This is a genomic window from Odoribacter splanchnicus DSM 20712 (assembly GCF_000190535.1).
In the GTDB taxonomy this organism is placed as follows: domain Bacteria; phylum Bacteroidota; class Bacteroidia; order Bacteroidales; family Marinifilaceae; genus Odoribacter; species Odoribacter splanchnicus.
Genome location: NC_015160.1, coordinates 781,292 through 794,725, shown reverse-complemented (window position 1 = coordinate 794,725; position 13,434 = coordinate 781,292). Strand labels below are relative to the sequence as shown.

The 13,434-nt window shown below is 43.4% G+C and carries 12 protein-coding genes; 7 read left to right on the top strand and 5 right to left on the bottom strand.

The window, feature by feature from the left end; all coding sequences use genetic code 11:
- Positions 1-22 precede the first annotated feature (22 nt).
- A complete protein-coding gene (gene fabG / locus ODOSP_RS03320; protein ID WP_013610994.1) occupies positions 23-769 on the bottom strand; it encodes a 3-oxoacyl-[acyl-carrier-protein] reductase in 747 nt (248 codons plus the stop codon).
- A gap of 115 nt (positions 770-884) precedes the next feature.
- The gene (locus ODOSP_RS03315) at positions 885-1,349 is read right to left on the bottom strand and encodes an alanyl-tRNA editing protein (RefSeq protein ID WP_041556339.1); all 465 of its coding nucleotides are present in this window, start codon (positions 1,347-1,349) and stop codon (positions 885-887) included.
- Positions 1,350-1,561: 212 nt separating this feature from the next.
- Between ODOSP_RS03315 and ODOSP_RS03310 the strand changes: the two genes are divergently transcribed.
- The 3 genes from ODOSP_RS03310 (at position 1,562) to ODOSP_RS03300 (ending at position 4,985) form a co-directional block, all read left to right on the top strand.
- Positions 1,562-2,638, top strand: a complete 1,077-nt coding sequence (locus ODOSP_RS03310) for a ParM/StbA family protein (protein ID WP_013610992.1) — start codon at positions 1,562-1,564, stop codon at positions 2,636-2,638.
- A gap of 120 nt (positions 2,639-2,758) precedes the next feature.
- The gene (gene pta / locus ODOSP_RS03305; protein ID WP_013610991.1) at positions 2,759-3,763 is read left to right on the top strand and encodes a phosphate acetyltransferase; all 1,005 of its coding nucleotides are present in this window, start codon (positions 2,759-2,761) and stop codon (positions 3,761-3,763) included.
- Between the two features lie 28 nt (positions 3,764-3,791).
- The gene (locus ODOSP_RS03300; protein WP_013610990.1) at positions 3,792-4,985 is read left to right on the top strand and encodes an acetate/propionate family kinase; all 1,194 of its coding nucleotides are present in this window, start codon (positions 3,792-3,794) and stop codon (positions 4,983-4,985) included.
- A 206-nt stretch (positions 4,986-5,191) separates the two neighbouring features.
- Here ODOSP_RS03300 and ODOSP_RS03295 read toward each other — a convergent pair whose 3' ends face one another.
- Complete coding sequence (locus ODOSP_RS03295) at positions 5,192-5,890, bottom strand: hypothetical protein (RefSeq protein WP_013610989.1); 699 nt, start codon at positions 5,888-5,890, stop codon at positions 5,192-5,194.
- 167 nt (positions 5,891-6,057) lie between these two features.
- Here ODOSP_RS03295 and ODOSP_RS03290 point away from each other — a divergent pair, with 167 nt between their 5' ends.
- The 4 genes from ODOSP_RS03290 (at position 6,058) to ODOSP_RS03275 (ending at position 10,926) form a co-directional block, all read left to right on the top strand.
- Positions 6,058-7,371 carry an anaerobic C4-dicarboxylate transporter family protein gene (locus ODOSP_RS03290; RefSeq protein ID WP_013610988.1) on the top strand — a complete coding sequence of 438 codons (1,314 nt, stop codon included), beginning with the start codon at positions 6,058-6,060 and terminating at the stop codon, positions 7,369-7,371.
- 29 nt (positions 7,372-7,400) lie between these two features.
- Positions 7,401-8,462, top strand: a complete 1,062-nt coding sequence (ansB, locus tag ODOSP_RS03285) for an L-asparaginase 2 (RefSeq protein ID WP_013610987.1) — start codon at positions 7,401-7,403, stop codon at positions 8,460-8,462.
- An 11-nt stretch (positions 8,463-8,473) separates the two neighbouring features.
- Positions 8,474-9,655: a porin gene (locus tag ODOSP_RS03280; RefSeq protein ID WP_013610986.1), complete on the top strand. Its 1,182-nt coding sequence runs from the start codon at positions 8,474-8,476 to the stop codon at positions 9,653-9,655.
- A gap of 95 nt (positions 9,656-9,750) precedes the next feature.
- Positions 9,751-10,926, top strand: coding sequence for a porin (locus ODOSP_RS03275; protein ID WP_013610985.1), 1,176 nt, complete (start codon positions 9,751-9,753; stop codon positions 10,924-10,926).
- On the opposite strand, the gene ODOSP_RS03270 is transcribed toward ODOSP_RS03275, so the two are convergent.
- Both ODOSP_RS03270 and ODOSP_RS03265 read right to left on the bottom strand, forming a co-directional pair.
- The gene (locus ODOSP_RS03270; protein ID WP_013610984.1) at positions 10,921-11,970 is read right to left on the bottom strand and encodes an alcohol dehydrogenase; all 1,050 of its coding nucleotides are present in this window, start codon (positions 11,968-11,970) and stop codon (positions 10,921-10,923) included. The two genes, ODOSP_RS03275 and ODOSP_RS03270, sit on opposite strands and share 6 nt — an antisense overlap.
- A 16-nt stretch (positions 11,971-11,986) precedes the next feature.
- The gene (locus ODOSP_RS03265; protein WP_013610983.1) at positions 11,987-13,198 is read right to left on the bottom strand and encodes a 6-phosphofructokinase; all 1,212 of its coding nucleotides are present in this window, start codon (positions 13,196-13,198) and stop codon (positions 11,987-11,989) included.
- Between the last annotated feature and the right edge of the window lie 236 nt (positions 13,199-13,434).

The following is a 13,434-nucleotide window of genomic DNA, read 5'->3' as shown; positions in this document are numbered from 1 at the left end:
CTGCTTCGGAGCATCACCTATATTACATATTCATACCGCCGCAAACATGGATCACTTGTCCGGTAACATATCTGGACATATCCGAAGCCAGGAAGGTACATACATCGGCAATATCCTCAGGCGTACCTCCTCTTCTCAAAGGAATTTTAGCGGCCCATTCTTTACGCACATCTTCGGGCAACTGTGCCGTCATATCTGTAATGATAAATCCCGGAGCAACGGCATTGGCCCGGATATTTCTGGATCCCAATTCTTTGGCCACACTCTTGGTAAAACCGATAATACCGGCTTTGGAAGCAGAATAGTTCGCCTGTCCGGCATTTCCGCTCACGCCGACAACAGAGCTCATGCTGATAATCGAACCGCTTTTCTGTTTCAGCATGATAGCCGATACGGCTTTGGTAAAATTAAATACAGATTTCAGGTTGACATTGATAACGGCATCCCATTGTTCTTCCGTCATTCTCATCAACAAAGTATCTTTAGTAATACCGGCGTTGTTCACTAAAATATCGATCCGGCCGAATTCTTTTGCAATCTCTTCTACAGTAGCGGCAGTCTGGGCAAAATCAGCAGCATTGGAGGCATACATTTTAGCTTTCACTCCACAAGCTTCGATTTCTTTTTCAGTAGCCTGTGCATTCTCGTCATATCTCAAATCCGTAAAAGCAATATTTGCACCTTGTTTGGCAAATGCCAGAGCCACCGCTTTCCCAATACCTCTGGAAGCACCGGTAATCAGTGCTGTCTTTCCTTCTAATAACTTCATAATAACAGTTTTACTTCAACTATAATTAATTAGACTTTTAACCGTCGTAACGATTAATTAAATTTTAAACCACAAAGATAATGAAACAAATGAAATGCCGAAAAAATAGACCGGATTAAAGCTCCAGTTTGAATCTTAAACGCAGACGGTTCGATTCAAAATCCCAGGATATAATCTTAAACTTTCCAATTTCGGCAGTCGTACCGACATGTTGTCCGATACAAGCACAAGTGTCGTACTCTCCGATCTTCACAATCCGTAAAGTAGCACTGGCATCTTCAGGAAGTTTACTCAGATCCACCCCTTCAGGCACCTCTTCCCGGGTAACAAAACAAGTGGTGACAGGTAAATCTTGTCCGATCACTTCGTTCACTCTGTTTTCTATTTCTGTGATCATTTCCGCAGTTGGCTCGACAGATAAAATATAATCGCATTTTGATTTTTTTCGTTCGATATGCGTATTTTTCGAACGTTCACAGCCGAACATCCGGATCATAGTCTGATTCAGTATATGCTCTGCCGTATGCATAGGAGGATACTCCTGTTTGTTGTGGCCGTTGAGTTGTATTTCTTGTTCCATATAGTTTTTTAGTAGAGACAAATATAGGTGTTTTTATATTTACGACATAAGAACAAAAGAACATATTTTTCTTAAATAATAGTCTGCATTTTTAAAGAAATCATTTTTTTAACGATTTTTGGATATAAAACACCCTCCATTCAAATATTTTATATAGATTTGTACGTGTTTGTGTGTAATTGAAATGTTAAAACCTAAAATAATCATTTTATATGTTGAAGTCTTACAATTTTCCTAGCGTATATGAAGCGACTAATCAGGAACTTGCTAACGTTGCAGAAAATATACTGGATGGGATAAAGATCAATCTCGATGATACGGATTACATCGTCGGTAACCTGGCACTGGTCGAAGGCTATTCTCCACATAAGAGTATCAATGCAGCCCCGACAGACGAAGAGTATAAATTATTGAGTGAAGCCAGTTTGTTGCTTACCCAACCGAAAGGAGAAGAGGAAATCTATCTGACGACAGGATTCCCGTTCGCAACTTATATACTCTACCGGGATAAAGCGATGGAAGTCTTACAAGGACGACATATTATCAATTACGATGCTTCCACTTTCGGTGGTCCGAATACAACCAAACGTGAAGTGAACGTAGGTAAAGTCGAGATTATTCCTGAAATTATGGGATGTACGACAGCAATCCGCGAGGGGAACCTGCAAGAAAAAGAAAACTTTTTTATCGTCAGCCTCGGATACGGCACCTGCGAAGCCGTCGTTTCGACAAGAGCCGGACTGATCAACCGTTCAGCCGTCAGTACCCACGGTATCCGTCATGCCGTAAATTTATTGGCTAATGAGCTCAGTAAAAATTTCTATCTGAACCTCAAAACAGAACACCAGATAGATGTAGCTTTCCAAAAAGGAAATATCACTGTAAACCGGGTTAAACACAACATATTGGATATACGTGAAAAAGTATTGAAAATGTACTATAATGAAATCGTCGCTCCTAATTTAAGAAGAGCATTTATAGACGATGATTTCAATAAATGTACGAAAATGTATTTAGTCGGTGGTGGTGCTTTGTATCCTGAACTGGTCGATTGCTTCAAAGAAGAATTCGGCGATATCGTATCGGTCAATGTATATCCTGAACCGGAGAAATGTGCTTCTCAGGGGTATTGTCTGAACTCTAAAATCAAATCTTCCGTCGCCCGTTCGAATATCCCGCATAATATTGAAGCGGAAGAAATTAAGATATTCAGAAATCCTCAGCTAGCTGTCGGTATCGATATAGGCAATGCGAATACTTGTGTCACCATCTACAAAGAAGGGGAATAAGCCAAAATTCGAATTCGATATAAAGAGTTGACCTTTTAAAGGCAACTCTTTTTCTTTTTTAGTTATTTTATTCCTACTTTTGCAAACGTTTAAAAGAAACTGGATAAAAAATACAATACAATGGAACTTTTAGAACAAATCAAAGAAAACGCCAAAAAACAGTGTAAAACAATTGTTCTCCCGGAAGGTACAGAAGAACGGACGATTCAGGCAGCAGACCAGATTATCGGAGAAGGGATCGCTAAGATTATCCTGATCGGTAATCCGGCCGAAATACAAGCTTTAGCTCAAAAACACAATCTGAAAAACATCGGCAAAGCTACCGTTATCGATCCTGAATCACATGCCAAAAAAGAACAATATGCCGATTTATTGGTAGAGCTGCGTAAAAGTAAAGGAATGACCAGAGAACAAGCTTTAAAACTGGTTACAGATCCCCTTTACCTGGCTACTTTGATGATTAAGAGCGGAGATGCAGACGGAGAAGTTGCCGGTGCTAAAAATGCAACGGGCGATGTTTTACGTCCTGCTCTGCAAATTGTAAAGACTTTACCGGGGATTTCCGTCGTTTCAGGTGCCTTCTTGTTGCTGACCAACAAACCCGAATATGGTGAAAACGGTTTAATTGTTTGTGCTGACTGTGCAGTACTTCCTAATCCGACAGCAGAAGAACTGGCACAAATTGCGGTATCTACAGCCGGAACAGCCCGTGCCATTGCCAAAATCGAGCCCCGGGTAGCTATGTTGAGTTTCTCTACGAAAGGTTCTGCCAAAAATGAATTGGTCGACAAAGTGGTAAAAGCAACAGAACTGGCCAAACAAATGGCTCCGGACGTTATGATCGACGGAGAAATGCAGGCCGATGCAGCGCTGGTTCCTTCCGTAGGGGCAAGCAAAGCTCCGGGTAGCCCTGTCGCCGGCAAAGCCAATGTTTTGATTTTCCCTAGTCTGGAAGTTGGAAATATCAGTTATAAATTAGTACAACGTATCGCCGGTATCGAAGCTGTAGGTCCTGTACTTCAGGGGATGGCCGCTCCTATCAACGACCTGTCCAGAGGTTGTTCTGTCAGTGATATCGTCAATCTGGTAGCGATCACAGTAAATCAGGCCGCCGGAATAAATTAACGGAATAAAAACGTTTAATAAAATAGAAATGAATGTTTTAGTATTAAACTGCGGTAGTTCGTCCATCAAGTATCAATTACTGAATATGGATGCAGTACCTGTCGTGCTCGCCAAAGGTATTGTAGAAAAAATCGGTTTGACTTACGGTAGTTTTACCTATAAACCGGAAGGTAAAGACAAAGTAGTCGCCGAGCAACCGATTATGGACCATAGTGTCGGTATGGATCTGATCCTGAAAGCATTGGTTCATCCTGACCATGGAGTATTGAAATCTCTGAACGAAATCGATGCTGTCGGCCATCGTGTTGCACACGGAGGTGAATATTTCTCCGAGAGCGTGAAAATCGACGATGAAGCCAAAGCTAAAATCAAAGCTTTAGGTGAAATCGCTCCTCTGCACAATCCGGCAAACCTGAAAGGGATCGAAACGATGGAAAAATTGCTTCCTTCCGTACCTCAGGTAGCCGTTTTCGATACTTCTTTCCATCAGACTCTGCCTAAAAAAGCTTTCATTTATGGTATTCCTTACGAATATTATGAAGAATACGGAGTCAGAAGATATGGCTTCCACGGTACTTCCCATAAATTTGTAGCAGAGAAAGCATGCCGGATCTTAGGTTGGGATATTACCGAAAAGAAAATCATCACTTGCCATTTGGGTAACGGAGCTTCGATTACGGCGATCGATAAAGGTAAATCGGTCGATACCTCGATGGGATTTACTCCTGTAGCCGGACTAGTGATGGGAACGCGGGCCGGAGATCTGGATTTGGGTGCCCTACTCTATATCTGTGAAAAAGAAGGGCTGGACCTTCCCAAAGCCAATAATTTGATTAATAAGAAATCAGGGGTTCAGGGAATCTCCGGTGTTTCTTCTGACTTCCGCGAATTGCAGGCAGCCATGGAAAAAGGCAACGAAAAAGCGGCCTTGGCTCTCGATGTCTTCTGTTACAATGTGAAGAAATATATCGGAGCTTACGCCGCAGTACTGAACGGTGTAGACTTGATTATCTTCACGGGAGGTATCGGCGAAAACGACAATCTGGTACGCTGGGAAACCTGTAAGAATATGGACTACCTTGGCATCCAGGTCGACAAACAAAAGAACGAAGTCCGGGGAAAAGATACGATTATCAGCACAGAACAATCGACTACCACGGTGATGACGGTTACTACAGATGAAGAGCTTGTGATCGCTATGGATACAGTAAGATTGAGCTAATCCTTCGGTACATACCGTTTTTACCCCTCTTGCTTATCGGCTCGGGGGGTTCATTTTAATATATTCTTTTGCCGCCGATTCCCATCTCATTTTCCGGTATCATTCAGGACCGAATTCAACTCAGACACGGAGTCGGCAAAAATACAGACAAAAGAAAAACGGGATCGATAAAATCCCGCTTTCCGATATGATTTTTCTAAAAAAGCTTAGTTGATAGAAGCATCTTTTCCGCCGGTAACACGCAAAGTACGGTCGGATACTCTCAAAGCTGTCTTATAGGTAGCTCCGATTGCAATTTCATATTCACCGTCTTTAGTAAAAGGAATATTTGTCGTTGCAGAGGGGTTCTCTTTATCGGTGACAGACAACTGAACATACGGAAGCCACATATTATCTCCGAACATCATAGAAGAACTTTTGATCCGATACAATAAATAATAGGCTTCTGCATTTTCGACTTTATTCCATTCCGCAGTTACTTTACCATCAGCTCCGGAATAAGAAAATTTTGTCAGCGTAACATTTCCGATTTTTTTATCCGTACCATAAAACTGGAGTTGGCTGACTGCCGAATTGCCTTCGGCATTAAAAGCAGTAACGGTGCATAAACCTTCCTTGATCGTATCCAATGTCGGTGCTGAATAAGCATTGATCTGCATCAAAAAATTTTGGGAGCCTTCCACAGCAGAAAAAGAATAGTTTTTACCATTCAAAGAAGCTGAAGCCGACTTTATTTGTTCATTTCCCTGCACTTGAATTTGCAGCTGATACCTGTTCCCTTCCTGAAGAATATAAGCCGGTGATGCATAAATGGCGAATTTCTTATCGTTCTTTAAACAGGAACTCATTCCCAATACTAAAGCAGCAGAAACTGCTATTAATTTCAATTTTCCTAATGTTCTCATTCTTAATTGTTTTTTGATAATAATAAAATCTTTTCCCGATATGATAAATTCGCCCGCGAAGATGTAGATTTTTTTTTAATCTTACAAGAAAATAGATAGATATCTCCATGTAAATGAAACATTTTTGAATTATTTGTGTACAATTTGTTAGAGTATAAAAAAAGGGTATGATACTACAATTTGCTTTTGTTTTAACAGCGATCATCGTCGGTGCCCGTTTAGGAGGTATCGGTTTGGGGGTTATGGGAGGTATCGGTCTGGGAATTTTGACTTTTGTTTTCGGTTTACAACCGACAACCCCTCCTATCGATGTGATGCTGATGATAGTTGCTGTTATTACTGCCGCTGCTTGTATGCAGGCAGCCGGAGGATTGGACCTGATGGTACGCGGAGCCGAGCACCTCTTACGGAAACGTCCCGCCCAAATCACCTTCCTAAGTCCCCTGGTGACCTATTTCTTTTCTTTTGTAGCCGGAACAGGCCATGTCGCTTATTCTGTTCTTCCGGTCATTGCCGAAGTAGCCCGGGAAACCAAAATACGCCCCGAACGTCCTTTAGGAATAGCTGTCATCGCTTCCCAGCAAGCCATTACAGCCAGTCCGATCTCTGCGGCTACCGTTGCCCTTTTGGGACTTTTAACCGGATTCAATATCTCTTTGCTCGATATCCTGATCATTACGATTCCATCCACGCTATGCGGCGTCTTTCTCGGAGCTTTGTATTCGCTAAGGGTAGGTAAAGAATTAGTCGACGATCCCGAATACCAAAGACGTCTGAAGGAAGGTTTATTAGACAACAGCCATTATGAACTCAAGGATATAGGTAATAAACATAAGGCTTTACTTTCTGTTCTTATCTTTGTGATTGCCACTGTTTTCATCGTTATCTTCGGGTCTTTCGACAACCTCCGTCCCTCTCATATTATCGATGGGAAACCGGTCACTGTCGATATGGCTTCTATTATCGAGATCCTGATGTTATCGGCTGCAGCTTTGATTTTATTATTCACGAAAGCCAACGGAATCAAAGCAGCTCAGGGTAGTGTCTTTTCGGCCGGAATGCAGGCCGTTGTCGCGATCTTCGGTATCGCTTGGATGGGTGATACTTTCTTACAAGGAAATATGACCGAACTGAAAGGATCTATCGAGGGAATAGTCACACAAATGCCTTGGTTGTTCGGGATCGCCCTGTTCATCATGTCTATCCTGTTATACAGCCAGGCCGCTACCGTCCGGGCTTTTATGCCCTTGGGGATTGCCCTGGGTATTTCACCTTTTTTGTTGATCGCCATGTTTCCGGCTGTAAACGGTTATTTCTTTATTCCCAACTACCCGACAGTTGTCGCGGCCATTAATTTCGACCGGACAGGGACTACCCGTATCGGAAAATATGTCCTGAACCACTCTTTTATGATGCCGGGACTGATCGCTACCATCACCTCCGTCGTGACCGGACTGATTTTGGTACAATTTATTTTCTAAGCATTTTATTGACTTTTAAACCGAATGATATGAAAACACTTAGATTTATTTTCTTATTTGCCACACTCTTTCTGTTTTTACAGGCAGGAAGTTTCGCACAAAAACTGCCTAACATTCACATTCTGGCTACGGGAGGAACCATTGCCGGCACAGGGACCAGTACTACCGGAAGCAGTTACCGGGCCGGTCAGGTTGCGATCAACGAATTAATTTCGGCGGTACCCGAATTGAAAGAAATCGCTAACATCACCGGAGAGCAGATTGTAAAAATCGGTTCCCAGGATATGTCCGACGAAGTTTGGTTGAAACTGGCTCATTATCTGAACGAACTGCTACAAAGAAAAGAGGTGGACGGTGTAGTGATCACCCACGGCACAGATACCATGGAGGAAACGGCCTTTTTCTTAAACCTGACCGTAAAAAGCAATAAACCGGTAGTACTTGTCGGAGCGATGCGTCCGGCAACCTCATTGAGTGCCGACGGTCCGCTGAATCTCTATAATGCCGTCGTTACCGCCGGTGCTTCCGAGTCGGTCGGTCGCGGAGTGATGATCGTGATGAACGGCAGCATCCTGGGTGCCCATGCCGCCACCAAGATGAATACCATCAACGTACAAGCTTTCCAAGCCCCCAATTCCGGAGCTTTAGGGTATGTATTCAATGGAAAAGTACATTATAACCAATCGACCGATAAACTCCATACGCTCCAATCGGTATTCGATGTCACTCATCTGGATAAATTACCTAAAGTAGGTATTGTTTACAGTTATTCCAATGTCGAACCCGAAGCTTTGGATGCATTGATCACCAACAGTTACCAAGGTATCGTCCATGCCGGAGTCGGAAACGGTAATATCCATAAGAATTTGTTCGACAAATTGGTAAATGCCAGTAAACAAGGTATACTGGTGGTACGTTCCAGCCGCGTTCCGACCGGACCGACAACACTCGATGCCGAGGTAGACGATGCCAAATACGGTTTTGTGGCTTCACAGGAATTGAATCCTCAAAAAGCCCGGATACTCTTGATGCTGGCTTTGACAAAAACAAAAGATCCACAAGTCATTCAGAATTATTTTAATGCTTATTAAACCGACTCTCTATGAAAAAATGGATATTGTTATGCGGATTATGTACACTCTCCTTTCCGGCCTTGTATGCCCAACACCTGGACATGCAATCTTCCACGGATGCCGGAGGCCCCGCTTTATTCGAACGAGTAACCCGTCTCGAAAAAAAAACGGATGCCTTTAACCTGTACCTGAATATGCAGGGTAGTTTCAATGTATACTTTAATAATGGCAATGAAGAACAAACTTCTTTCCGGATGAATCAGCTCCGGATCGAAGCCAAGGGTAACATCACCGACCGGATTTATTACCGTTATCGTCAGCGTTTAAACCGGGCGAATAATGCCCAATCCTTGGACAACCTACCCACGTCGATCGATTATGCAGCCGTCGGTTTTCATGTTACCGATCAATTTTCCGTATTTGCCGGAAAACAATGTACTGCATTCGGAGGATTCGAATTCGACCTGAACCCGATCGAAGTGTATCAATACTGTGATATGCTGGAATACATGAGTAATTTTTTGACCGGAGTCGATTTTTCATATCGGCTCAACGATCGACACGATTTTCATTTTCAGGTCGTCGATTCACGGAACGGTTCGTTTAAAGAGATGTACGGAAAAGTTCCGGACAACATCGAAGCTTCGAAAGCCCCGCTCGGTTATACGTTAAACTGGAACGGCAGCATGCTGGAAGATAAGTTGAAAACACGTTGGTCTGCCTCTATCTTCCACGAAGCAAAAAAACAGAATTGGTATTATTATGCTTTGGGAACCGAAGTCAATTTAAACCGTTTTATCGGTTTTCTCGACTTTATGTATTCCTCCGAAGACCTCGACCGTACAGGTATCATTTCGGAAATTACCGCTAATGACGGATATGACACCCGGGCCCTGGACACCCGTTACCTATCTCTGGTGCTTCACCTCAACTACCGGGTTCTTCCCAAGCTGAATCTCTTTGCAAAGGGAATGTATGAAACCGCTTCAGTAGAGAAAGCCTCAGACTTACTTGCCAAGGGAAAATACCGGACTTCCTGGGGATATCTGGCCGGAATCGAATATTATCCGATGGAAGAGAACCTCCATTTCTTTCTGAATTACATCGGCCGCTCTTTCCAATATACCGACAAAGCTAAAATATTCGGAGTCGGTAATAGTAATCCACAACGTATTGAATTAGGATTAGTATACCAGCTTCCTGTATTCTGATCAAATTGTGCGGAGAAATAATCATCCTGTTCTCCGCACAATTATTATCGTGAAATGATTATTTTTGCGGCCTGTAAACCGTGAATATAAAAAATATGAATCAGATCCGATACTTTAGCCTCCTGGGGCTTTTTATTTTGTTGTGCTATGCTGCGCCGGCCTCTTTATGGGTAGATTCCCTCAAAGGACAAACCCTTTTTGAAAAGCTTTCCGGCCTTTCCAAACGCAATCGTTTGCCGCATGTCGATTTAAATACCCGGATCGCTTATCATACCGCCTTATCCAGCCAGTCTACCGAAAAATCGGCTTTTCGGGTAGATTATCTGCGTCTGGAAGTCAGTGGTGACGTCACCGACCGGATCTATTACAAATGGTTGCAGCATCTGAACCGGAACAATACCCCCGGACAGCTCGACAATATGCCCTCTTCTATCGATTGTCTCGGTGTCGGATTCCGGATCACTCCTACCGTATCGACTTTTATCGGTAAACAATACGCCGATTTCGGAGGTTTCGAATACGATGCCAATCCGGCAGAAGTTTATGAATATTCGGACCTGGGAAATGAGATCACCTGCTTTCTGGTCGGCGCCAATCTTTGCTGGTGGCTGACACCGACCCAGGAAATCCGTTTCCAGATCGTCGACGGACATTCCGGAAAAGCCGACGACACTTACGGTCCTCTCCCTGAAAAAGTCAAAGCAGCCAAAGCCCCCCTCGGCTATACCCTAAACTGGAACGGCAATTTTCTGAACGAACATTTACTCACCCGCTGTTCTTTTTCTTTATTCCACGAAGGCGAAAAGCAAAATGTCTATTTTCTGGCTTTGGCAGCAGCCTGGGTACAGGAAAGATTCAACCTGTATTTCGATGTGATGTATTCGGCAGAAGATATAGACAAACTGGGTATTATTTCCGGCATTACCTACCGGGAAGATCAACCTGTGCGTGCACAACACAGCGGCTATCTATCTCTGGTGAGCCGTATCAATTACCGTATTTTCCCGAAACTCAACCTGTTTGCCAAAGGGATGTATGAAACGGCTGAAGTCAGAAAAAGCAACGGGCTCTTACTATCCGGAAAATACAGAACTACCTGGGGATATCAGGGTGGTATCGAATATTATCCGATGAAAGAAAATCTCCATTTCTTCGCAGCCTACCGGGGGAAACGATACACCTATACGGCTTTGGGAAAAAATTTTCAGGCTTTGGACGAACATCCTCAAACCTTCTCCCTGGGGCTGATTTATAAAATTCCTATTCTATAAATGGCCCACTTTTGAAATTATGGCCACCTTGATTACCCCATCCAGTTTGTTTTCAAAGATATGGTAAGCTTTTCCGATATCCTTCAGCGGGAATCTATGAGTAATGAGAGGAGTCGTATCTATTTTCCCTTCCTCGATTAACCGGAGGATCTCGGCACAATCACAACCGTCAACTCCACCGGTTTTGAAGATCAGGTTCTTACCATACATATCGGGTAAAGGAAGAAGTTGGGGTTTATCGTAAAGAGCTACGATAGTGATAATGGCATTGGGACGGGCACAATCCCATGCCAAACGGAAGGTGTCCGCCCCTCCCGCCACCTCCAACACCACATCGGCTCCACCATGCTCACTGTTTTGAAGTACGAAATTTTTGCAGTCTTCCGGTGTAGTTACCTCTACCTCCGGATAATATTCCTGAATAAAACGGATTCGCTCAGGAGATTTTTCACAAACGATAATACGTTTTGGATGTTTTAGCAGAGTACAAAGTAAGGTACAGACTCCGGTAGGACCGGCACCGATAATAAGGACGGTATCCTCCCGGGAAATCTCCGAAATGCGGGAAGCCCAAAAACCCGTAGCCAGCACATCGCCGACAAACAAAGCCTGTTCGTCACTAACGGTATCGGGAATACGGTTCAATCCCCGGTCGGCATAAGGAACCCGCACATATTCGGCCTGCCCTCCATCGATACGACACCCTAAAGCCCATCCTCCGTCCGGATCGGTGCAATTATTTACATATCCCCGTCTGCAGAAAAAACATTCCCCGCAAAATGTCTCGACATTTACAGTGACCCTGTCTCCGGGCTTGACCGAACCGACATCAATACCGATCTCTTCTACGATACCCACCATTTCGTGCCCGACTGTTATTCCGGGTAGAGCCCGGGGGACACTGCCGTGTTTTATGTGCAGATCACTGGTACAAATACTGCTAAGCGTTACACGTACAATAGCATCACGCGAATCTTTTATTTGCGGTCTCTGCTTTTCCAGTAATTCGAATTTCCCTTGTTCAATATAGGTGTATGCCAGCATAATGAAAACGTAATTATCATCCTAATATTCTCTCATACTCGAACGGTTCCGGATCGGCCAGCCATTTACGCGCCAGAGAGCGATCCTGAGCAGTAAGGTAGTAAATATTTTCAGCCAGGGTTTGTCGTACTACTTCTTTATCGATATTCACCAAACGGGTACGGATTTTGCCATGCTCGTCTTCTACATCCTTCAGATACACAGGGATTACTTCTTCTTCGAGATTTACCGCAACCATACAACCGGAATGTCCTTCGTCATAAAGTTTTTTCACTCCGATTCCCAAAGTGGTGCAATAAGTCAAATCAAAAGCCGAAGGATCCACACACCTCAAAGAATACCCCACTTCTACCGGACGGCAAATAATATCCAGATTCAGTTCTTTCAACCGGTTTTTAAGTATTTTACTGATCACATGGGCTTTACTCACTTCCGACAATTCAGGATGTCCGTGAGCGTCATAATCGAAAGTGATTCCGGAAGAAGCAATATCTTCATCCTGTAGAAAATGAAAAATTCCTTCACCTACTACAACGACACCGAATTTCTGCCCCACGATCCGGCGTTTGATCATGGAAGATATGATCAGGCGAACAATTTTATCGATCGTAATTTGTGTCTTATTGAACATTTCCGGGATAATGATCATGGAAGCATGTATCCCCTTACCGATCTCGAAAGCCAGGTGGCCGGCTTCCCTTCCCATAGACATCAGTAGATACCAGTTTTGGGTCGTAGATGCCTCTGCTTTTATCACTTTACCGATAGTCACCCCCATTTCTTTGGCGGAAGTAAACCCGAAAGTCGGTATACCTTCCGGCAGAGGCAGGTCATTGTCTATTGTCTTAGGGACATGGATATTCCGGATATTTACCTGATGAGCTGCCAGATATTTCGTCAGTCGGTTAGCCGTCGAAGCGGTATCGTCTCCTCCGATAGTCACCAGCAATTCAATACCTTCTTTTACAAACAAAGCTGTCGTGAAATCCTGGTCTTCCGGTTTAAAACGGCTCATCTTTATGGCAGAGCCTCCACGGCTGTAGATTTGATCGGCTTTTTCATAAGTCAGTTCCTCCACCTCGGGATGTGCAGCAAATAATCCTTTATACCCTTCGTGGATAGCCAAAACCCGGAATCCGTCTTTCAAAAACACTTTGGTTACAGTTGCCACAACTGTATTAATACCCGGTGCCGGTCCTCCGCCACACAGGATTGCGATAGTTCTCATAGTCTTATTTTATTGTTATTGTGCACAGCAAAAATAAATAAAAACGCCGAAAAATGAAGTATCGAAACGTAAGTATAATTAGTTCATAAAGTCGACGGACTTTACTAACCGATTTAATTCCAGCATTATTTTTATACTTATTTGTCTTCGGTGATCAGAATAGAAAGAAAAAATTATACCTGCCATTTAATAGTTACAGCGGTTTAAGTTTATATCACTTTTCTATGAAATAATAA

Excerpts from the sequence above, each read along its gene's own strand:
- fabG (WP_013610994.1), bottom strand. The coding sequence starts at position 769 with ATGAAGTTATTAGAAGGAAAGACAGCACTGATTACCGGTGCTTCCAGA.
- ODOSP_RS03290 (WP_013610988.1), top strand. The coding sequence starts at position 6,058 with ATGATACTACAATTTGCTTTTGTTTTAACAGCGATCATCGTCGGTGCC.
- ODOSP_RS03265 (WP_013610983.1), bottom strand. The coding sequence starts at position 13,198 with ATGAGAACTATCGCAATCCTGTGTGGCGGAGGACCGGCACCGGGTATT.
- ODOSP_RS03310 (WP_013610992.1), top strand. The coding sequence starts at position 1,562 with ATGTTGAAGTCTTACAATTTTCCTAGCGTATATGAAGCGACTAATCAG.
- ODOSP_RS03300 (WP_013610990.1), top strand. The coding sequence starts at position 3,792 with ATGAATGTTTTAGTATTAAACTGCGGTAGTTCGTCCATCAAGTATCAA.
- ODOSP_RS03270 (WP_013610984.1), bottom strand. The coding sequence starts at position 11,970 with ATGCTGGCATACACCTATATTGAACAAGGGAAATTCGAATTACTGGAA.
- ODOSP_RS03295 (WP_013610989.1), bottom strand. The coding sequence starts at position 5,890 with ATGAGAACATTAGGAAAATTGAAATTAATAGCAGTTTCTGCTGCTTTA.
- ansB (WP_013610987.1), top strand. The coding sequence starts at position 7,401 with ATGAAAACACTTAGATTTATTTTCTTATTTGCCACACTCTTTCTGTTT.
- ODOSP_RS03280 (WP_013610986.1), top strand. The coding sequence starts at position 8,474 with ATGAAAAAATGGATATTGTTATGCGGATTATGTACACTCTCCTTTCCG.
- ODOSP_RS03315 (WP_041556339.1), bottom strand. The coding sequence starts at position 1,349 with ATGGAACAAGAAATACAACTCAACGGCCACAACAAACAGGAGTATCCT.
- pta (WP_013610991.1), top strand. The coding sequence starts at position 2,759 with ATGGAACTTTTAGAACAAATCAAAGAAAACGCCAAAAAACAGTGTAAA.
- ODOSP_RS03275 (WP_013610985.1), top strand. The coding sequence starts at position 9,751 with ATGAATCAGATCCGATACTTTAGCCTCCTGGGGCTTTTTATTTTGTTG.